The organism is Mycobacterium sp. NGS22 (assembly GCF_059813095.1).
Map to the genome: position 1 here is coordinate 1 of NZ_JCALDY010000005.1, position 21292 is coordinate 21292.

19 protein-coding genes and 1 pseudogene are annotated in these 21292 nt (G+C 66.5%); 8 read left to right on the forward strand and 12 right to left on the reverse strand.

Annotated features, from left to right (window positions below):
• The 11 genes and pseudogenes from AC5Y47_RS05690 to AC5Y47_RS05740 all read right to left on the reverse strand — a co-directional run.
• On the reverse strand, window positions 1-1524 hold a 1524-nt coding region (locus tag AC5Y47_RS05690), incomplete at its 3' end, for a PE family protein (protein ID WP_499942895.1).
• A gap of 710 nt (window positions 1525-2234) precedes the next feature.
• Window positions 2235-2396, reverse strand: a pseudogene (locus AC5Y47_RS05695) (translation initiation factor IF-2 N-terminal domain-containing protein); the annotation flags it as partial.
• A gap of 71 nt (window positions 2397-2467) precedes the next feature.
• Window positions 2468-3847, reverse strand: coding sequence for a replicative DNA helicase (gene dnaB / locus AC5Y47_RS05700; RefSeq protein WP_499942896.1), 1380 nt, complete (start codon window positions 3845-3847; stop codon window positions 2468-2470).
• Between the two features lie 518 nt (window positions 3848-4365).
• Entirely contained in the window at window positions 4366-4824 is a 459-nt protein-coding gene (gene rplI / locus AC5Y47_RS05705; protein WP_499942898.1) for a 50S ribosomal protein L9, read from the reverse strand.
• A gap of 31 nt (window positions 4825-4855) precedes the next feature.
• Window positions 4856-5110 (reverse strand): 30S ribosomal protein S18, encoded by a 255-nt coding sequence (rpsR, locus tag AC5Y47_RS05710; protein WP_499942900.1) that lies wholly within the window; start codon window positions 5108-5110, stop codon window positions 4856-4858.
• A gap of 42 nt (window positions 5111-5152) precedes the next feature.
• Window positions 5153-5662, reverse strand: a complete 510-nt coding sequence (locus tag AC5Y47_RS05715) for a single-stranded DNA-binding protein (protein ID WP_499942901.1) — start codon at window positions 5660-5662, stop codon at window positions 5153-5155.
• A gap of 61 nt (window positions 5663-5723) precedes the next feature.
• Complete coding sequence (rpsF, locus tag AC5Y47_RS05720; protein WP_067415006.1) at window positions 5724-6014, reverse strand: 30S ribosomal protein S6; 291 nt, start codon at window positions 6012-6014, stop codon at window positions 5724-5726.
• A gap of 111 nt (window positions 6015-6125) precedes the next feature.
• The gene (locus tag AC5Y47_RS05725) at window positions 6126-6764 is read right to left on the reverse strand and encodes a DJ-1/PfpI family protein (protein ID WP_499942902.1); all 639 of its coding nucleotides are present in this window, start codon (window positions 6762-6764) and stop codon (window positions 6126-6128) included.
• A complete protein-coding gene (locus AC5Y47_RS05730) occupies window positions 6764-8413 on the reverse strand; it encodes a glycosyltransferase family 87 protein (protein ID WP_499942904.1) in 1650 nt (549 codons plus the stop codon). The genes AC5Y47_RS05725 and AC5Y47_RS05730 overlap by 1 nt, the downstream gene beginning before the upstream one ends.
• An 8-nt stretch (window positions 8414-8421) precedes the next feature.
• Entirely contained in the window at window positions 8422-10827 is a 2406-nt protein-coding gene (locus AC5Y47_RS05735) for a transglycosylase domain-containing protein (RefSeq protein WP_499943165.1), read from the reverse strand.
• Window positions 10828-10906: 79 nt separating this feature from the next.
• Window positions 10907-11341 (reverse strand): DUF5318 family protein, encoded by a 435-nt coding sequence (locus AC5Y47_RS05740; protein ID WP_499942905.1) that lies wholly within the window; start codon window positions 11339-11341, stop codon window positions 10907-10909.
• 35 nt (window positions 11342-11376) lie between these two features.
• Between AC5Y47_RS05740 and AC5Y47_RS05745 the strand changes: the two genes are divergently transcribed.
• The 8 genes from AC5Y47_RS05745 (at window position 11377) to AC5Y47_RS05780 (ending at window position 18198) form a co-directional block, all read left to right on the forward strand.
• The gene (locus AC5Y47_RS05745; protein ID WP_499942907.1) at window positions 11377-12309 is read left to right on the forward strand and encodes a DUF1707 SHOCT-like domain-containing protein; all 933 of its coding nucleotides are present in this window, start codon (window positions 11377-11379) and stop codon (window positions 12307-12309) included.
• A 125-nt stretch (window positions 12310-12434) separates the two neighbouring features.
• On the forward strand, window positions 12435-12977 hold the full coding sequence (locus AC5Y47_RS05750) for a PadR family transcriptional regulator (protein ID WP_499942908.1): 543 nt from the start codon (window positions 12435-12437) through the stop codon (window positions 12975-12977).
• Window positions 12978-13041: 64 nt separating this feature from the next.
• Window positions 13042-14136 carry an inositol-3-phosphate synthase gene (locus AC5Y47_RS05755; RefSeq protein ID WP_499942910.1) on the forward strand — a complete coding sequence of 365 codons (1095 nt, stop codon included), beginning with the start codon at window positions 13042-13044 and terminating at the stop codon, window positions 14134-14136.
• A 112-nt stretch (window positions 14137-14248) separates the two neighbouring features.
• Window positions 14249-15151 carry an Rv0045c family esterase gene (locus AC5Y47_RS05760; protein ID WP_499942911.1) on the forward strand — a complete coding sequence of 301 codons (903 nt, stop codon included), beginning with the start codon at window positions 14249-14251 and terminating at the stop codon, window positions 15149-15151.
• A 17-nt stretch (window positions 15152-15168) separates the two neighbouring features.
• Complete coding sequence (locus tag AC5Y47_RS05765; protein WP_499942912.1) at window positions 15169-15972, forward strand: LLM class F420-dependent oxidoreductase; 804 nt, start codon at window positions 15169-15171, stop codon at window positions 15970-15972.
• 98 nt (window positions 15973-16070) lie between these two features.
• Complete coding sequence (locus AC5Y47_RS05770; protein WP_499942914.1) at window positions 16071-16808, forward strand: GntR family transcriptional regulator; 738 nt, start codon at window positions 16071-16073, stop codon at window positions 16806-16808.
• 204 nt (window positions 16809-17012) lie between these two features.
• Window positions 17013-17522, forward strand: a complete 510-nt coding sequence (locus AC5Y47_RS05775; protein ID WP_499942915.1) for a MarR family winged helix-turn-helix transcriptional regulator — start codon at window positions 17013-17015, stop codon at window positions 17520-17522.
• Between the two features lie 10 nt (window positions 17523-17532).
• Window positions 17533-18198, forward strand: coding sequence for an SDR family oxidoreductase (locus AC5Y47_RS05780; protein WP_499942917.1), 666 nt, complete (start codon window positions 17533-17535; stop codon window positions 18196-18198).
• A 12-nt stretch (window positions 18199-18210) separates the two neighbouring features.
• On the opposite strand, the gene leuS is transcribed toward AC5Y47_RS05780, so the two are convergent.
• A complete protein-coding gene (gene leuS, locus AC5Y47_RS05785) occupies window positions 18211-21105 on the reverse strand; it encodes a leucine--tRNA ligase (RefSeq protein ID WP_499942918.1) in 2895 nt (964 codons plus the stop codon).
• Window positions 21106-21292: the final 187 nt, after the last annotated feature.

Genomic DNA, 21292 nt, shown 5'->3' on the forward strand with positions numbered 1-21292 from the left:
AGGACCAGACTTTCCGCCTGTTCCGCCGTCGCCGCCTTGACCGCCCTGGCCGCCAGATGCGCCGGCCACCGCTAGCGGGTCGGTGCCCGCGTCATAGCCCGCACCGCCGCTTCCACCACTCCCGCCGATGCCACCGTTGCCGGAGTTACCGGCGCTGCCGGTATTACCGCCGCTGCCAGCCACTCCCGCGGTACCGGCGTTACCGCCCGCCCCGCCGTTGCCGCCGATGCCGCCCGTGGTCACCACCGCCGTACCTGCCGCGCCGGCGGCGCCGTTGCCGCCGCCACCCCCAGCACCAGAGTTGCCGCCGGCGCCCGCCGTGCCGCCGGTTCCGGAATTTCCGCCGGTTCCTCCGTTGCCGCCTTGACCACCCTGGCCGCCAGATGCGCCGGGCACCGCTAGCGGGTCGGTGCCCGCGTCATAGCCCGCACCGCCGCTTCCACCACTACCGCCGCTACCGCCGTTACCGGCGGCCCCGTGCGCCCCGTGCGCCCCGAAGAATCCGCCGCTCCCACCCGCACCGCCGGCGCCAGCGGCGCCGCCGCCCCCGCCATCACCACCAATGCCTCCGCTTACGGCGCCGCTGGCACCGCTACCTCCGACGCCCCCGCCCCCGCCGGTCCCGCCGCTACCGCCGACACCGCCGGCACCACCGTGGCTGAACAATCCGAAGCCACTACCGCCGGCTCCGCCAACCCCACCAAGGCCACCGGCGGTTCCGCTCCCGCCTGTCCCACCGGCGCTTGAGGCGATGTTGCCGGCCATACCAGCGCCGCCGGCTCCACCAGCGCCGCCCGCCCCGCCAGCCCACAACAGCGGCGCCCGCGAAGTGCCACCTGCGCCACCAATGCCTCCGGTTCCCGCAGCAATCAGAGGTCCCGCTGCGCCGCCGACACCGCCGGCCCCACCTGCCCCACCGAAGCCGCCCAACCATCCGCCTGAGCCACCTCGACCGCCGGCACCGCCAGTACCGCCGAGGGTTTCAGCTGATCCGCCGGCCCCGCCCGCTCCGCCGTTTCCGAACAGCCCGGCGTTGCCGCCGACCCCGCCGGTGGCTCCCGCTGCACCTGACCCACCGCGGCCGCCGCTGCCGAATAAGATGCCGCCGGCCCCGCCGGCCTGCCCGGTCCCTGCCGCGCCGTTGGTGCCGTCACCGATCAGCGGGCGCCCGAAAATCGCATAGGAAGGAGCGTTGACCAACGACAGGAAAGCCTGCTCCAACGACTGAAAGGGTGTGGCGTTGGCTGCCTCTGCGGCCGCATATAGCCATGCGTTCGATGTCAGCGTCCCCACGAACCGCTCGTGGAACAGCTTCGCTTGACCAGCGGCAGCCTGATAATCCTGAGCGTGGGCGCCAAACAACGCAGAGATGGCCGCCGACACCTCGTCCTGAGCCGCAGCCGCTATGTGAAGAGTTGATCTCGCCGCCGCTGCGTTGGCTGCGCCGATCGCCGACTCGACGCCAGCCAAATTCTGCGACGCTGCGACGACGGCGTCCGGGGTGAGGAATACGAAAGATGCCATTCAAGGCTCCCAACTCAGCTCAGCGTGCTAGCGCGAAACAGCTTCCGAAGCTGCGTCTTCGGGCCGAACTGTACGGCTCAAGAAGCTTGCTTGCAGTCGCATTGGCAGTTTTATTGCGGCGGAGAAAAGCCTTGTTGTGAGGCTCACCCGCTGCAAAGACCTCCACGGCACGATAGTGCTGTGGATCAGCCGCGGGCCAACTACTCGGGCAACCCTTTTCTCGATGAGCGAGTTCAGCTTCCGCAGGTGCACCGACTTCGCGATCCGAAGCAGAGGGCCGCCTCGTCCGGACGAATACCACAACCTGCTAGTTCGACAGCAATGTCTGGACGCTGACCATCGCTGAGCCGGATCCATTTGATTACTAAAGACTCATCGTCCCCAAGACCGTTCAGTTGTGCTTCAGCCCACCGCTTGCTGAGTCCTGCGGCCTTCTTCAATTCCGACACGAAGTATCCACTCGTCGGTGCGGCGAGATGTTCTGGCCGCTGGGGAACGACGACGTCGTCGAGTAGCGCCTGCAGGATCGGTGGATGCCATCGTGCAACCTTGTTCTGGCCCTTGGCCTTCGATTGCGTTCGAGCCTTCGCAAGTTCATCAGCGAATTCTGTGCCGTCTTCGGTAGTCGCGGGCTCCGCCGAGTGGCCATACATCTCCGGGCTGAGCTTCGCGTCCGCGTCTTGTCCTGTGCTGACGGTCCCAAACTACCGCCGAAGGGTGCGGACGACCGGTGCCTCTAACTGGCTAGCTGCCGACTTCACGAACTCGCCGCGCCGACACAACTCGGCGAGCAACTGCCGAGACGTCCAGCCCAGTTCGCGGGCTAGTTCGTGCACTCGGAGCTTTCGCCGAGGCGGCGGATTTAGTTTCACCGGCTAACCAACTTGTTAAACAACTAGGTGTCGTTTGTTAATTTCCGTTGCATCTCGACACCGTTCGCTTTCTACCTCGCCATATTCGAAAATCGCGACAGGTGCAATTGGTGAGCCACCGTCACCGTCTTGGTCGGGCCATTGCGATGTTTAGCGAGAATGAAATCCGCTTCTCCCCCGCGTGGGTCGTCACGTTCAAATGCGTCCGGACGATTTAGCAAAATAACCATATCCGCATCTTGTTCGAGCGAGCCTGACTCGCGAAGGTCAGACAGCATCGGCTTCTTATCGGTGCGCTGCTCGGGACCGCGATTGAGCTGACTTATTGCCACCACAGGAACTTCGAGCTCTTTGGCGAGAAGCTTAAGATGCCTTGAAAATTCGGACACTTCGATCTGCCTTGACTCGACCTTCTTGCCCGAGGTCATCAACTGCAGGTAGTCGACCACAACAAGTTTCAAGTTGGCTTTTTGCCGTAGTCGGCGCGCTTTGGCACGAATCTCCATCATGGTCAAATTCGGCGAGTCATCGATATACAGTGGCGCCTCGCTGATTTCGCTCATCCGCCGCGCCAATCGTGTCCAGTCGTCGTCGTTCATACGTCCCGAACGCATATCAGCGAGTTTGATTTTCGCTTCCGCCGACAGCAGTCGCATCACGATCTCGGACTTACTCATTTCTAGCGAGAAGATAACGCTGGCCATGCGGTGTTTGATCGAGCACGATCGCATGAAATCCAGACCCAATGTCGACTTCCCCACGCCCGGCCTCGCCGCCACGATGATCATCTGCCCCGGATGCAGCCCGTTGGTGACCTCGTCGAGCTCGGTGAATCCCGTCGGCACGCCGCGTGAGATGCCGCCGTTGGAGGCGATCGCATCGATCTCGTCCATCGTCGGCTGCAGCAGATCCTCGAGCGGCACAAAGTCTTCCGACGTCCGCCGGTCGGCCACCTCGTAGATCTCGGCCTGGGCGCGGTCGACGATCTCGGCGACGTCCGCACCGTCGGCACCGGCATAGCCGTACTGCACCACGCGGGTGCCGGCCTCCACCAGCCGGCGCAGCAGCGCCTTCTCGGCGACGATGGTCGCGTAGTAGCCCGCGTTGGCCGCCGTCGGCACCGTCGAGATCAGGGTGTGCAGATAGAGCGCACCGCCGATGCGGCGCAACAGCCCGCGCCGATCGAGCTCGGCGGCCACCGTCACCGCGTCGGCCGGTTCACCACGGCCGTACAGGTCCAAGATCGCGTCGTAGACGTTCTGGTGCGCCGGGCGGTAGAAATCGCCAGGCCGCAACCGCTCCAGGACGTCGGCTATCGCATCCTTGCTCAGCAGCATCCCGCCCAACACCGACTGCTCGGCCACGAGATCCTGCGGAGGTTGGCGTCCGTAATCCTCACTGGGCGTTGGAGAATCCATACCGGGATGCGGCAGGTCATCGACGACAGCCACGGGCCCTCACCCTCTCCGCTCAACTACCGAACACACATTCGAAAGCCGTACATCCAGAGCGTAAGTCACGGCACTGACACCCACCCCCGTCCCACCTCATGGCCTGCTTGGCCAAGGCGCCGGGATGAACGTAAACGTTGCTGGCGACCTGTCAAAGAGAGCTTGTTCATCAAGCTGTGCATCGTGTGTGCATATACGTCGACGCCGATGTTGAGCGGACTGTGGAGAACCTGTGGATCAATGTGGCTTATTGCGACATCACTGCTGCTAACCGCCATACAACGCTGACGAAATCGTGTGGACAACAATCTCATCGGCGTGTCGGGGCAGGTTATCGCGCCGGGCGTGTTGGTTTTCAGTCAGATTTTCGCTGAGTAAATGGCCGGTTACGCCCCCGGCCGGCGAATGGCTTCGGATTTGTTCGCCAGCGCGACAACCGACGAAGCCGCGCGGGGAATTTCGGGCGCAGCGCAAAACCCGGCATGGCCTCGCAGAGCCACGCCGGGCAGGCTACGGAATTAGCTGTCGGCGACGACGTCGACGGAGACCTCGACGTCGACCTCGGGGTGGAGGTGCACCACAACCGGGTGCGTACCGACGGACTTGATGTGCGCCTTGGGCAGCCGCACGATCCGCTTGTCGAGGTTAGGGCCGCCGGCTTTCTTGATGGCGGTCACGATGTCGCCGGCGGTGACCGAGCCGAACAGCTTGCCGCTGTCGCCGGCGGTCTTCACCGGCAACGCCACCGGGCCCAGGGCCTGGATGGCGGTCTTGAGTTCGTCGGCGTGCTCACGGTCGCGGACCGTTTTGGTCTCGCGCGCCCGACGGATGTCGTCGGCCTGTCGCTGCGCACCCCGCGAGGCGACGATTGCCAGGCCACGCGGCAGCAGGAAGTTGCGGCCGTACCCGTCCTTGACTTCGACTGTGTCGCCGACGCCACCGAGGTGGTCGACGTCAGCCGTGAGAATCAGCTTCATCGTTGGCGTTCTTTCGTTGCAGGCGCGGTGTCTACCGCGTCGAGGAGGTGAAGGGCAGCAACGCGACCTCGCGGGCGTTCTTCACCGCGATCGCGATGTCGCGCTGGTGCTGGACGCAGTTGCCGGTGACCCGCCGGGCCCGGATCTTGCCGCGCTCGCTGATGTAGGTCCGCAGCAGCGCGGTGTCCTTGTAGTCGATCGCTTGGTCCTTCTTGGCGCAGAACACGCACTTGCGTGCCTTGATCGGCTTTTCCGGAGCCGGGCGCCGTTTGGTGGACTTGGCCATGAGTGTTGTTCTTTCCGTTCTCGTGCTTCGAAGTTCTCTGGATCAGAAGGGTGGTTCGTCGTCGCCGCCGCCGAACGAACCCGAGGCCGGGGCGCTGCCCCACGGGTCGTCACCGGAGCCACCGGACTGGGCGGGCGCCGACTGCCGCGATCCGCCGCCACCGCCGCTGTAACCGCCGCCGCCGCTGCGGCTGGCCTTGTTGACCTTGGCGGTGGCGTACTTGAGCGAAGGCCCGATCTCGTCGACCTCGACCTCGACCACGGTGCGCTTCTCGCCCTCACGGGTCTCGAAGGACCGCTGCTTGAGCCGCCCGGTCACGATCACGCGCGACCCGCGGGTCAGGCTTTCGGCGACGTTCTCCGCGGCCTCGCGCCAGATGTTGCAGCGGAGGAACAGCGCTTCGCCGTCCTTCCACTCCCCGCTCTGCCGGTCGTAGATCCGCGGTGTCGACGCGACGGTGAAGTTGGCCACGGCAGCACCCGACGGCGTGAACCGCAGCTCGGGATCAGCGGTCAGGTTTCCGACGACGGTAATGGTGGTGTCACCAGCCATGATTTCCTCCTGAGTCCGCCCGGCAAGTAGTCATAGTGACTGTACGCAGCAGATCCGACAGTTAGTGCTTGTCGGTGCGCATCACCTTGGTGCGCAGCACCGACTCGTTCAGGCTCAACTGCCGGTCCAGCTCGGAGACCGTGGCGGGGGCGGCCTTCAGGTCGATGACGACGTAGATGCCTTCGGCGTGCTTGGCGATCTCGTACGCCAGCCGCCGCCGGCCCCAGATGTCGACCTTCTCGACCGTGCCGCCGTCTTTGCGGACGACGTTGAGAAACGTCTCCAGCGACGGGGCGACGGTGCGTTCGTCGAGCGTGGGGTCGAGGATGACCATGATTTCGTATGGACGCATAGGGACCTCATCACCTCCTCTGGTCTGCGCGGCCACGGACGTTCCGTGGCAGGAGGGTCGCCTGCGTCGGCAACCGCCCCAGGCTACCGGATCACCGGCTCGGCTGGAAATTCACTTCCGGGACCGCAGGAACTCCGCCACCCGGCCTCTGGTCCCCTCGTCGGCCTTGGCCAGCGAACCGGAGTCGAACGGCGGCTGCGGGTCGTACTCGATCAGCAGTTGCGCGGCCTGCGCGGCCTCCCGGTCCACCAGCAACTCCACCAACCGCAGCGCCATGTCGATCCCGCTGGACACCCCGGCTGCGGTGATGATGCGTTGGGGCAGGTGCTCGACGACCCGGTCGGGCACGTAGCTCGCCCCCAGCGCATTCAGTTCCTCGGCCGCGCGCCAATGCGTCGTCGCGGTCAATCCGTCCAGCAGGCCCGCACCGGCCAGCAGCAGCGCACCGGTGCACACCGAGGTGGTGAACTCGGTGCCTGGATGCACCGATTGCAGCCAGCCGCAGAGTGTTTCGTCGCCGACGAGTGTTCGGGTGCCGATGCCGCCGGGCACCACGACGACATCGGGGGCCTTCACTTCGTCGAAGGTTGCGTCGCAGGTGACGCCGAGCAAGCCGTTCTCGGTGCGGATCTCCCCGCGCGTGTGCCCGAGGAAGACCACCTCGATCGACGGGATGCGTTGCAGCACTTCATAGGGACCCACCGCATCCAGCGCCGTGAACCGGGGGAACACCGGAATGGCGACCTGCATCAGGCCTTCCCGACGGCCACGGCGAGTTCGGCGTCGTCTTCGCGTGCAACCGCCGGCCGATGAAAAGGCTTGGGGCACAACCAGTTCGGCAACCAGCTGGGCGCCGCATCAGGCGCCAAGTCGTATATCCCGCCCGCCGGGTCGTCGACTCTGCCCTGCCAGCGCACCAAATCCTCGTCGGGACGGTAGATCTGCCGAATGACCAGGACACACAGACCCAGCACCGCGATATCACGCAACAGCACGGTCGTGGTGAACCACTGCTCGGGCAGCGACCGACTCGGGTTGCCGTAGAGGTAATACATCCGCGGCACCCAGACCAGCGCATCGATGGTCATCCACGCCAACAGGATCCGGCGGTGCGGCAGCGCCAGCACCGCCAACGGAACCAGCCACAACGAGAACTGCGGACTCCACACCTTGTTGGTCAACAGAAACGCCGCCACCACCAGAAATGCCAGCTGCGCCAACCGCGGCCGCTGCGGCGCGGTGAACGCGATGTATGTGATTGCCGCGCAGCACGATAGGAACAACACGGTCACCACCGCGTTGAGCACCGTCGGCGGTTCCCAGAAGCCCAGCGACGAATCGAAGCCGCGCCAGCCCGTGAACGACTTCACGACGTTGTACAGCGAGTCCATGTCGTCGCCGCGACGGGTGTTGAGCCGGAAGAACTCCGACCAGCCGCGCGGAAACAGCACTGCCACCGGCAGATTCACCGCTACCCAGGTCACTACCGCGCCTGCGGCGGTGCGCGCTACCCCACCGAGACGTCCGGACCGGATTCCCAGCACCAGCAGCGGTCCCAGCAGTAGCAGCGGATACAGCTTGGCCGCCGCACCGAGGCCGATCAGCAGACCGGCCAGCCACGGTTTTCGGCGGGCCCACGCCAGCAGGCCGCCCATCGCGAAAGCCGTTGCGAGAGCGTCGAAATTGGTGAAGATCTGGAAGATCAACAACGGCGAAGCCGCCACCAGTGCCGCGTCCCAGACCCGGCGCCCCGCCAAGCCTGAGGTTGCCCAGACGGTGGCCAGCCAGGCCATCGCCAGCCCGACGGCCGCGAAGTTGAAGAACATCACCACCTCGGCGACCACCGGGACCAGACCCAGCTTGCTCACCGTGGTGTAGGTCTTGGCCAGCGCCATCGACAGGTACTGATACAGGCCGGTCAGCACCGGATATTCCATGTAGCGGACGGCGACCTGGCCGTCGTAGCGGATCTGGGGTGCGCCGTTGCCGTCGGTCTCGATCCAGCTGGACTTGTACGGAAACTTGCCCTGGCTCAATAACTCTGCCCCGTACAGCGGGACGGTGTCGGAATAACACAGCTCGTAGTAGGCGCGCTGGTTGTCCCAGTTCGCCACCCGCTGATCGCCGGTGCCGGTTCCGGTGCTTTGCAGGCAGGCCGCCTTCGTCGACCAACCCAACGCCAGGAACACCAGCGCGAAGACGATCATCACCCGCAGCGGAGTCATGAACCGGGTCCGTCCGATCAGCGCGTGCCTGCCTACCGGCCCCCCGACCACGCCCGCCAGCGCAGCGCCGAGAACGTCGTTGCGGCTGGGGCAATCACGACTGTCGGCGCTTCGCCGGTCGGCGGCCAGCGGTTGCGGCGATATGTCGGCGCGCTCGGTCCGTGCCCCGGTCACCGGGGGTGTCACGGCACCGGTTGGGGCACGTCAGCGGGTGGGCCTGGCGCGGGCAGGCCTGGCGCCGGCAGGCCCGGCGCGGGCGGCCCCGGTGGCGCCACGGTGATGGTCTGGGGTGGACCAACCGGAATGGTGATACCCGGCGCGACCTCGACCGTCGGTTGGATCACCGTCTGCGACGGCGGTGCCGGGGGCGGCGGCGGCGGGGCGGGCACGCCGGCGTAACCGCCGATCTCCGAAGGCTTGGGGAAGGTCTCGTTCTGGGTGCCCTTCAGGGCGCCGTCCATCGTCGACTTCCAGATGTCCGACGGCAGACCCGACCCGTAGACCGCGCCGCCCGAGGCAGTCACCAGCGGCTCGTCGCCCTTGACGGTGCCGACCCAGACGGCGGTGGACAGCGACGGGGTGTAACCGACCATCCAGGCGTCTTTGTTGGAGGTGGTGTCACCCAACTGGGTGGTTCCGGTCTTGGCCGCCGAGGCCCGCCCCCCGGCCAGGTTGTGGCCACGCGAATAGCCGGCGATCGGTTGCATGGCCGCGGTGACGTTGTCGGCCACCGCCTTGGGTATGCGCTGGTTGCCGCTGTCCTCGGCGGTGCCGGCGTCGAAGAGGACCTGCCCCTCGGCGTTCACCACCTTCTGCACGAAGTGCGGCCGGTGGTAGATACCCGAGGCGGCCAGAGTGGCGTACGCCGAGGCCATGTCGATGACCCGAGTTTGATACTGCCCCAACACGATTCCGTTGTTGGGTGGACCACCCTTGCCGTCCTCGGACAGTGTGTGCGCCACACCCGGGAAGCTGTCGGCGACGCCGGCCTGATGCGCCGCGTCGGCGACGGCCTGGGGCCCGCCCTTGAGCTTGAGCATCAGCCGGTAGTACGAGGTGTTCAGCGACATCTTCAGCGCCTCGGCCAGGTTGCAGGTCCCGCAACTCTCGCCTTCGACGTTGCCGATCTTGATGCCGTCGACGGTCAACGGCGAACTGTCCACCTGGTAGCCCAGACCGATGCCCTGCTCGAGTGCGGCGACCAAGGCGAACACCTTGAACGACGACCCGGTCTGCAGGCCCGCCTGGGCGAAATCGAAGCCCTGGGCGTTGGATCCGCCGTAGTAGGCCTTGACCGCCCCGCTGCGCGGATCGATCGACACCACCGCGGACCGCATGTCCGGGTCCTGGCCGTCGAGATACTTCGAGACCGCCTTCTCGGCGGCCTGCTGCGCCACCGGGTCGATCGTGGTCGTCACCTGCAGGCCTTGGGTGTTGAGGGTCTGTTCGTCGATGTTGAACAGCTCCATCAGTTCCCTGGTGACCTGCCGTTCGATGAGCCCGTTCGGTCCGGTGGTCTGGTTGGCCGCCCGTGCCTGTTCGGGTGGCACAGTCGGCGGGAACACCTGTTTCGCGCGGTCATCCGAGGACAGCGCGTTGGTCTCGACCATGCCGTCCAGCACCCAGTTCCAGCGCGCCAACGCGCCGTCGGGGTCCACGGCGGGGTCCAGGGTGGAGGGCCGCCGGATCAGCGCGGCCAGCAGCGCGCCCTCGGACACCGACAGCTGCTCGACCGGTTTGTCGAAGTAGGCCTTGGACGCCGCCGAGATTCCGTAGGCCCCCCGACCGAAATAGATGATGTTCAGATACGCCTGCAGCACATCGTCTTTCGACCACTCCCCCGCCATCTTGGTCGCGATGACCAGTTCCTTGGCCTTGCGCATCACGCCACTGAGCCCCTGTTGCGCCGAACCGACCAGAGCGTTCTTGACGTACTGCTGGGTGATCGTGGAACCACCCTGCAGGTCGCCGCCGAACAGGTTGTTCTTGGCCGCCCTGGCGAACCCGCTGAAGGAAAACCCGGGGTTGGAGTAGAAGCCGCGATCCTCGGCGGCGATCACCGCCTGGCGCACGTGCACCGGGACCTGGTTGAGGTTGACGTCCACCCGGTTGCCTTCGGGCGGAACGATTCTGGCGATCTCGGTACCGTCACTGGCCAGGATCGTGGAGACCTGGTTGGTGCGGATGTCGCCCGGCCGCGGCACGTCGACGATGAAGTAGGCCATCGTGAAGGTGACGATCGGCAGCAGGATCAGCACCGCCGCGCTCAGATACAGCGAGCGCTTCACCCAGCGCCAGTTGATCTGCTCGGTCCACGTCGGCTTCGACCGGTGCGCCCGCGCGCCCGAGGGCGCCGTCGGACCCGACGGCGGGGGTCCGCCGGCACGGCGCGGTCCGCCGCTCAGCTGGTCCCGCCGGGGCCGCGGCGACGGGGCGTCCAACGCCGCCTTGACCTGGTCGAGGTGGTCGCGTTCGGGCGGCGGACTGTCGAGGGCCGCCTTGACCTCGTCGACGGGATCGACGTGCCGGGACGGGCGCTCGCCGGGCACCGCCGGTATCACCGTGGTCAATCGGTCGTCGGGAGGCACCGGAGTGCTGGAATGCCGCCCGCTCTGCGCCGTCGACTCGTCCGGGGTGTCGCTGGACGACTGGTGATGGCGCCCTTCGCTATTCACTGGCCGTGCGGGCGCCGTTGCGCGCCGTCCGTGTGCCACCGGACTTTCGCGGCGGCTGCGCCGGGCGTGGCGCACCGAGCACGTACGACTTCACCAGGTGATTCCAGCTGCAGGTGCGGCACACCTCGACCACGTGCACAGCAAACTCGGAGAACCGCGTGGCCAGAAGTACCAACTCCTCGGCGGTGCGTGCCGAGCCGGAGACTGCACCCAGATGCTCGCCGAACACCCAGGACACCAGGGTGAGCTGCTCCTTTCGGCAGATCGGGCACATCACCTGGCTTTGTTTCCCGTGAAACTTCGCCGCACGCAGCAAATAAGGGTTGGCGTCGCAGACTTCGGACACCCCGGTGCGTCCCGAGTAGACCTCGGCCAGCAGTGAGCGCCGCCGAAGCGCGTATTCCACCACCTGTCGCTGCAATCGCACGCTGACCAGAGTACGTCGCGATCCCCCGCACCGATATGCAGCCAAGGCTGTTGCGGGTGCTGGTGATCGAGCGCGTCTCGACTTCTACGATCGTCCCCGTGGCGAAAGTCGGTCGAGCAGGGTCAACGACAACCCGAGCCAAGGACAGGGATCGACAACAGACGTGTCGGATCCTGGACAACGCCCTCAGTGACGGCGAGCTCTCCATGGAAGAGCACCGCGACCGGGTCAGCCTGGCGACCTCGGCGGTGACACTCGGGGACCTGCGCGACTTGGTGGTGGATCTGCAGGCCGCCGAGAGCGCTCCCGCCCCGCAGCCGCCGGCACCGAAGCGGCCCCGCGTGAAGCGCGACGGGTTGGGCCTGTCGCTGGCCGCGCTGGGGGTGTCGGTGCTGTTCGGCATCGCGATCGGTTGGGGTCTGTACGGCAACACCACCTCCCCGCTGGACTTCACCTCGGATCCGGGCGCCAAATCCGACGGCATCGGCGCGGTGGTACTGACGCCACCCCGGCAACTGCACTCCCTGGGCGGACTGACCGGCCTGCTGGAGCAGACCCGCAAGCGGTTCGGTGACACCAACGGCTATCGCTTCGTGATCTACCCCACCTACGCGTCGATCGACCGCGAGGACCCCACCGACGAGCGCCGCGTACTGGACTACACCTACCGCGGCGGCTGGGGTGACCCCACCAGTTCGGCCCGCAACAGCAGCACCGACACCGCACTGGTCGACCTGGGCAAATTCGACATCAAGGCCGTGGTGGGGGTGCTGCGTGGGGCGCCGGAAACCGTCGGTATCAAACCGCAAGACGTCAAGTCCATGTACCTGATCGTCGAGCCGGCGAAGGATCCCACCACACCGGGTGCGCTGGCGCTTTCCATCCACGTGTCCAGCGACTACGGCGGCGGCTCCATCCAGTTGGCCGCCGACGGCACCCCTAGGAAGGTCAGTTACGCCGGGGGCTGAGGCGCGTGTCGGCTGTGACCAACGGCGCACCAACACCCGGTGGTGTTGTCGCTAATATATCGGGACGATACGATGACGCGAGGCGTCAAATCGTTCTAATCAGCCATGCAAAAGGAGGTGACTCGATGCTGGAATTGGCCATTCTGGGCCTGCTGATCGAGTCCCCCATGCACGGCTACGAGCTGCGCAAGCGGCTGACCGGCCTACTCGGCGCCTTCCGCGCCTTCTCCTACGGCTCGCTGTACCCCGCGCTGCGGCGCATGCAGGCCGACGGGTTGATCGCCGAGAATGCGGCCCCGGCCGGGACGCCGGTGCGGCGCGCCCGTCGCGTCTATCAACTCACCGACAAGGGCCGCCAGCGTTTCGGCGAACTGGTCGCCGACACCGGGCCGCACAACTACACCGACGATGGCTTCGGGGTGCACCTGGCTTTTTTCAACCGCACTCCGGCCGAAGCGCGGATGCGCATTCTGGAGGGCCGCCGCCGTCAGGTCGAAGAGCGTCGGGAAGGTCTGCGCGAAGCAGTGGCGCGGGCCAGCAGCTCGTTCGATCGCTACACCCGTCAACTGCATCAGCTCGGGCTCGAGTCAAGTGAGCGTGAAGTCAAGTGGCTCAACGAGCTCATCGCCGCGGAACGGGCGGCGCCCAATCACGTCGAACAGACGTGATTCACCCGTTCGAATTTGGACAAACCGGTTGGACATCAGAGTTACGAGGTTAGGAGAACGCCAGATGAGTGAGCAGAACGCGCCGCAGGCGTCCGAGGTACGAGTCGCCATTGTCGGCGTCGGCAACTGCGCGTCCTCGCTGGTGCAGGGCGTTGAGTATTACTACAACGCCGACGACACATCCACGGTCCCCGGCTTGATGCACGTACGGTTCGGTCCGTACCACGTCCGCGACGTCAAGTTCGTGGCCGCGTTCGACGTCGACGCGAAGAAGGTCGGCTTCGACCTGTCCGACGCGATCTTCGCCTCGGAGAACAACACCATCAAGATCGCCGACGTCGCCCCCACCAATGTGCTGGTGCAGCGCGGACCGACGCTGGACGGCATCGGCAAGTACTACGCCGACACCATCGAGCTGTCCGATTCCGAGCCGGTGGACGTCGTCCAGGTGCTCAAGGACGCCGAGGTCGACGTGCTGGTCTCCTACCTGCCGGTGGGTTCGGAAGAGGCCGACAAGTTCTACGCGCAGTGCGCGATCGACGCCGGTGTCGCGTTCGTCAACGCGCTGCCGGTGTTCATCGCCTCGGACCCGGTGTGGGCCAAGAAGTTCGCCGACGCCGGCGTGCCGATCGTCGGAGACGACATCAAGAGCCAGGTCGGTGCCACCATCACCCACCGCGTGATGGCCAAGCTGTTCGAGGACCGCGGCGTGCAACTGGACCGCACCATGCAGCTCAACGTCGGCGGCAACATGGACTTCCTGAACATGCTGGAGCGCGAGCGCCTGGAGTCCAAGAAGATCTCCAAGACCCAGGCGGTGACCTCCAACGTCCAGCGTGAGTTCAACTCCAAGGACGTCCACATCGGGCCGTCCGACCACGTCGGCTGGCTGGACGATCGCAAGTGGGCCTACGTGCGCCTGGAAGGCCGCGCCTTCGGCGACGTGCCGCTGAACCTGGAGTACAAGCTCGAGGTGTGGGACTCGCCGAACTCGGCCGGCGTCATCATCGACGCGGTGCGTGCGGCGAAGATCGCCAAGGACCGCGGCATCGGCGGCCCGGTGATCCCGGCGTCGGCGTACCTGATGAAGAGCCCGCCCGAGCAGCTGCCCGACGACGTCGCGCGCGCGCAGCTCGAAGAGTTCATCATCGAGGGCTGAGCCTTTACGCGGTGCGCGGTGCGCGGTGCGTCGAGCGTCACGCTAGCGTGACATCCGGCGCCGAGCGTCACGCTAGCGTGACTTGCCGGGCTCGCCTCGTAAAGTGCGAGGCGTGACCGACACCGCTGACGACGACCTGGCTGGGCTCTCCGAGTTCGACCTGCTGCCCGAGAACGCCGAACAAGCCGGCGTCACCGGTCCCCTCCCCCACGTCGAACGGGTGGACGCCGGCCAGATCAGCGCGCTGCGCTGGGGCGGCTCGGACCCGCGGGTGATCTTCCTGCACGGCGGCGGGCAGAACGCGCACACCTGGGACACGGTGATTGTCGGCCTCGGCGAACCCGCGCTGGCGGTGGACCTTCCCGGCCACGGGCATTCCGCGTGGCGGGAGGACGGCGACTACTCGCCGCAGAACAACGCCGACACCCTGGCGCCCGTGCTGCGCGAGCTGGCCCCGGGCGCGCAATTCGTGGTGGGTATGTCGCTGGGCGGGCTGACCGGCATCCGGCTCGGCGCGCTGGCGCCGGAGCTGGTCGACGAACTCGTGCTGATCGACGTCACCCCGTCGGCACTGGCGCGGCACTCGGAGATGACCAAGGAGCAGCGCGGCACCGTGGAGTTGATGGCCGGCGAACGGGAGTTTCCCAGCTTCCAGGCCATGCTCGATCTCACCGTCGCCGCGGCTCCGCACCGCGAAGTGAAGGCGTTGCGGCGCGGGGTGTTTCACAACTCCCGCCGGCTGGACAACGGCAACTGGACGTGGCGTTACGACAGCATCCGGAAATTCCCCGAGTTCGGCGCCCTGTGGGACGACGTCGACGAATTGACCGCCCCGGTCACTCTGGTGCGGGGTGGCACGTCGGGTTTCGTCAACGACGACGATGTCGCCGAACTACAAAGGCGCGCAAAGCATTTCCGCGCGGCACACGTCGTGCAGAACTCGGGCCACTCGGTGCAGAGCGACCAACCGCGCGCGCTGATCGACCTCGTCCGCACAGTCGTCGACGCTCGCTGAGGCATACGGTGGTCACTATGACCTCCCCCGTGCTTCCCGACTTTCCCGTCCGCATCGGCGTGCAGCTGCAGCCCCAACACGCACCGCAATACCAGCAGATCCGCGACGCGGTGCGCCGCTGCGAAGACATCGGTGTCGACGTGGCGTTCAACTGGGACCACTTCTTCCCGCTCTACGGCGACCCGGACGGCGCCCACTTCGAATGCTGGACGATGCTCGCGGCTTGGGCCGAGCAGACGTCGCGCATCCAGATCGGCGCGCTGGTGACCTGCAATTCCTACCGCAACCCCGAACTGCTGGCCGACATGTCCCGCACCGTCGACCACATCTCCGACGGTCGCCTCATCCTGGGCATCGGCTCGGGATGGAAGCAGAAGGACTACGACGAGTACGGCTACGAATTCGGCACCGCGGGCAGCCGACTCGACGACCTGGCCGACGCACTCCCCCGGATCAAGTCCCGGCTGGCCAAGCTCAACCCGGCACCCACCCGCGACATCCCCGTCCTGATCGGCGGCGGCGGCGAACGCAAGACCCTGCGCCTGGTCGCCGAGCACGCCGACATCTGGCACAGCTTCGCCGACGCCGACGAGTTCCCCGGCAAGGCGGCCGTGCTGGCCAAGCACTGCGAGACCGTCGGGCGGGACCCGGCCAGCATCGAACGCTCGGCGTCAGCGGGCAGCGGGGAGGAGGTGATCCCCAACGCCGAGGCGCTCAGCGGACTCGGCGTCACGCTGCTCACGGTGGGCGTCAACGGTCCGGACTACGACCTCACCGACGCCGAGGCGCTGTGCCGATGGCGCGACAGCGAACGTAGCTAGTTCGCGTTTCATTTCAAATTCATTTCTTCGTAAGCCTCGAGCTGTGAGAAACTTGCCGCGCAATGGCCTTTCGGGGGGCCGGAAGAAATGGCGAATGAATGCCCAAACGGTACGGGATCAAAGAAAAGGACCAGGTTGTCACTCACGTTCTCAACTTGGTATTGACCGGGAAACTGCGCAGCGGCGATCGAGTCGATCGCAACGAGATCGCGCACGGCCTGGGTATCAGCCGGGTTCCGATCCAGGAGGCACTGGTCCAGCTCGAGCACGACGGCGTCGTGTCGACGCGCTATCACCGCGGCGCGTTCGTCGAACGGTTCGACGAGGCCACCGTGTACGAGCACCACGAACTTGACGGCCTGCTCAATGGCATCGCCTCCGGCCGGGCCGCCGCCAATCCCACTCCCCGCATCCTGACCGAACTCGATGCGCTGTTGCGGTCGCTGCGGACGGCGCGGGACTCCCGGACCTTCGCCGAACGCGCCGGCGATTACCGGCGCACGGTCAACGACGAGTACGCCGGGCCTCGCCTGCACGCCACCATCCGCGCTTCGCAGAATTTGATCCCCCGCGTGTTCTGGATGACCTATCAACACAGTCAAGACGACCTGCTGCCGTTCTACGAAGACGAGCATGCCGCCATGCACCGGCGCGACCCGGAATCCGCGCGAGCCGCGTGCCTGCGGCGATCTGAGTTGATGGCCAGGACGATGGTCGCCGAACTGTGCCGTCGCGGAGTGTTCCCACCGGGCACCGACCACGTGGATGCGGACGTAGTCCTGCCGGTCTTGGTAGAGGTAGAAGCGATCCCCCAGTCGGCAGCGTTGGTGCTCTGAACGATCCTGCTCCGCTCGACCGGACGCCGAGGGTTTTTCCGATCACGGCAAATCTGCGGAGTTCGGCACCCCCGGGACCAGCACGCCCGGCCGCCGGGACGCAGCGACACCAGCAACTCCTCGTCGAGGGGCTTTGAGCAGGGCAGGCGCACCATCCCAGACAGGCTCTTCCGCCCCGCGCGGGTCGGGTTAGACTGCCGGTTTATGTCGGACAGCGAACCCACGTCCCCGGAGCTGGCGGACCTGGCAGAGGGGCTGCACCGATCGCTATCCAAGCTGTCGGCGATCCTGCGTCGCGGCGACCCGACCACGGGTGCGGTCGCCAGCGACCTCACCCTGGCACAGCTTTCGATACTGATCACCCTGCTCGACCGCGGACCCATCCGGATGACGGATTTGGCCGCGCACGAACGGGTGCGGACGCCCACCACGACGGTCGCCATTCGCCGGCTGGAGAAGGTCGGTCTGGTGAAGCGCTCACGTGACCCGTCCGATCTGCGGGCCGTGTTGGTCGATATCACCCCACAGGGCCGGGCGGTGCACGCCGAGTCTTTGGCCAGCCGGCACGCCTCGCTGGCCGCGATGCTCAGCCAACTCCCCCACTCCGACCTGGAGGTCCTGATGAAGGCGTTGGCGCCGCTGGACCGGCTCGCCTCCGGTGAACCGGCCGCCAGCACCACCGGGACGGCAGCGGCTTCGCCGTTGCCCAACTGAGTACGACGGCGTGCCCACCGCACTGATCACCGGCGCCAGCGGCGGCATCGGCTCGGCCATCGCTGCGGCGTTGGCGCCCACCCATACGCTGCTGTTGGCAGGCCGGCCGTCGCGACGCCTGGACGAGGTCGCCGAACGGTTGGGCGCGACCACCTTTCCGTTGGATCTGGCCGATACCGACTCGATCGAGGCCAGCTGCGAAGTCATCGATGAACTCGACGTGCTGGTGCACAACGCCGGGGTATCCGTCCCGGGTCACGTCGGGGAGTCACACGTCGATGAGTGGCGCGCCACCTTCAGCGTCAATGTGTTCGGGGCGGTGGCCCTTACGTTGACGCTGTTGCCTGCGCTGCAGGCGACGCGCGGGCAGGTGGTGTTCATCAACTCCGGTTCGGGGCGCAACGTCTCGTCCGGCATGGCCGCCTATTCGGCCAGCAAGTTCGCTCTGAGGGCTTTCGCCGACTCGTTACGCGCCGACGAGCCGTCGCTGACGGTCACCTCCGTTTATCCCGGTCGTGTCGACACCGACATGCAACGCGAGCTCGTCGCCTACGAGGGCGGTGAGTACGACCCGGCGAAGTTCCTGCGGCCGGAAACCGTCGCCGAGGTGGTGGCCAACGTGGTGGCTACGCCTCGGGACGGTCATGTCCACGAAGTGGTGATCCGGCAGCGTTGACGCGACGGCTTCTCAAACCACCAGATTGACCATCCGGCCGGGCACCACGATCACCTTGCGTGGCGCGGCACCGGCCAGGAATGCCTGCACCTTCTCGTCGCCCAGGGCCGCGGCCTGCACCGCTTCCTTGTCCGCGTCGGCGGCCACCAGCACCCGGCCGCGCACCTTGCCGTTGACCTGCACCGGGTACTCGACGGTGTCGTCGACCAGATAGGCCGGGTCGACGGCCGGGAAAGGGCCGTGCGCCAACGATTCTGAGTGACCCAGCCGTGACCACAACTCCTCGGCCAGGTGCGGGGCCAGCGGCGCCAGCATCAGCACCAGCGGTTCGACGGCGGCGCGCGGAACCCCGTCGCGGTGGGCTTTGGTCAGGTGGTTGGTGTACTCGATCAGCTTGGCGGCGGCGGTGTTGTTGCGCAGGGCCGCATAGTCGTCGGACACTCCGGCGATGGTGCGGTGCAGCGCGCGCAGCGTCTCGGCGTCCAATTCGCCGTCCACCACCCGCACTTCGCCGGTGTCCTCATCGATCACCAACCGCCAGACGCGCTGCAGGAACCGGTGCGCGCCGACGACATCCTTGGTGGCCCACGGGCGCGACGCTTCCAGCGGACCCATCGACATCTCGTACACCCGCAGGGTGTCGGCGCCGTAGGCGTCGCAGATCTCGTCGGGCGACACCGAGTTCTTCAGGCTCTTACCGATTTTGCCGAACTCCTGGAAAACCTCGATCTCGCCGTCCGGCCCGGGATAGCAGAACCTGCCGTCCCGTTCGATGACCTCGGCGGCCGGCACGTAGGACCCGCGCGCATCGGTGTAGGCGAAGGCCTGGATGTAGCCCTGGTTGACCAGGCGGCGGTAGGGCTCACGAGAACTGACGTGGCCCAGGTCGTACAGCACCTTGTGCCAGAAACGGCAATACAGCAGGTGCAGCACCGCGTGCTCGGCGCCACCGACGTAGAGGTCCACCCCGCCGGGGTCGCCGGGACCGTGCTCGGCCGGACGAGGACCCATCCAGTAGGCCTCGTTCTCCTTGTCGCAGAACCGATCCGCGTTGAGCGGGTCGGTGTAGCGCAGCTCATACCAGGAGCTGGCGGCCCATTGCGGCATCACGTTGGTGTCGCGCGTGTAGGGCTGCAGGCCGTCACCGAGATCCAGCTCGACGTGCACCCATTCGGTGGCCTTCGCCAACGGCGGCGACGGTTCGCTGTCGGCATCGTCAGGGTCGAACAGCACCGGCGAATAGTCCGGCACGTCGGGCAGTTCGACGGGCAGCGAGGCTTCGTCAAGTGCGTGCGGGCGCCCGTCGCGGTCGAAGACGATCGGGAACGGCTCGCCCCAATACCGCTGCCGCGCGAAAAGCCAATCACGAAGCTTGAATTCGACGCGCGCGCGGCCCCGTCCCTCGGATTCCAGGCGGGCGGTAATGGCCTGTTTGGCCTCATCGACGCTGAGCCCGTCCAGGTAGTCGGAGTTGACCAGGACGCCGTCGCCGGAATGCGCTGCTTGCGAAATGTCGCCGCCGGCAATGACTTCGACGATCGGCAGACCCATGGCGCGGGCGAAGTCCCAGTCTCGCTGGTCGTGGCCTGGCACGGCCATGATCGCTCCGGTCCCGTATCCGGCCAGCACGTAGTCGGCGATGAAGACCGGCACCGGCCGGTCGTTGGCCGGGTTGACGGCGTAGGCGCCGAGGAAGACGCCTGTCTTCTCCCGGCTCTCCTGGCGCTCAAGGTCGGACTTGGCCGCGATGGCGCGCCGGTAGGACGCGACGGCCTCGACGGGTGTCGGGGCGCCGTACGTCCAGGTTCTGTCGGTGCCGTCCGGCCAGACCGGTGCGACCAGCGCGTCGACCAGGTCGTGCTCGGGGGCCAACACCAGATAGGTGGCACCGAACAGGGTGTCGGGCCGGGTGGTGAAGACCTCGATGTCGCGTACGGTCCCGTCGGCTCCGGTCGCCGAGAACAGCGCCGCCGCACCGGTCGAGCGTCCGATCCAGTTGCGCTGCATGGTCTTGACCTTCTCGGGCCAGTCCAGGGAATCCAGGTCGTCGAGCAACCGGTCGGAATAGGCGGTGATCCGCATGTTCCACTGCCGCAACCGTTTCCGGAATACCGGGAAGTTGCCGCGGTCGCTGCGGCCGTCGGCGGTGACCTCCTCGTTGGCCAGTACCGTGCCCAGGCCAGGGCACCAGTTGACCAGCGAGTCGGAGCGATAAACCAGCCGGTGACCGTCGATCACGTCGGACCGCTCCCCCGCCGACAGCGTCGCCCAATCGCGGCCGTCCGCCAGACTCCTTGCCCCGGAATCGTATTCGGCGATCAGGTCTGCGATCGGGCGGGCCTTGTCGGCAGCGGAGTCGAACCAGGCGTTATAGATCTGCAGGAAGATCCACTGCGTCCACTTGTAGAACTCGACATCGGTGGTGGAGAAGCTGCGCCGACTGTCGTGACCGAGTCCCAGCCGACCCAACTGTCGCCGGAAGTTCACCACGTTGGCTTCGGTCCGGGTGCGTGGGTGGGTGCCGGTCTGCACCGCGTATTGCTCGGCCGGCAATCCGAACGCGTCGAAACCCAACGCGTGCAACACATTACGTCCGCGCATCCGGTAGTAGCGGGCGTAGACGTCGGTGGCGATGTAGCCCAGCGGGTGGCCGACGTGCAGCCCATCCCCCGACGGGTAGGGAAACATGTCCTGCACGAAGAGTTTGTCGTCGGGCACGCCCGCACCGTCGGCAGGTGCCAGCGCGCCGACCGGGTTGGGCACATGGAACGTCCCCCAGCTGGCCCAGTTGTCCTGCCAGGTGCGTTCGAGCCCGGCCGCAAGCTCGGCGGTGTAGCGGTACCGCGGCGCGTCGGCGTCGTTGGCGCCGGGCGGGTCGACGGATGCGGCGGGCGGCGATTCGGTCACGCCCAACAGGGTATAAGGGCGGGTCGCGCAGACCGGCGCCCGATTGGGCGGCCACGGGTTGGTCTCGGTTGCGTTGCACGCCGATCAGAGGTTCATCCCAGGTGTGTTGCGGGCATGGTCGGTGCTCTTGAGCAGTGGTTACATTCAGGCTCGTGGCGGGCTTCGACACGCACCAACGCCCGCGCTA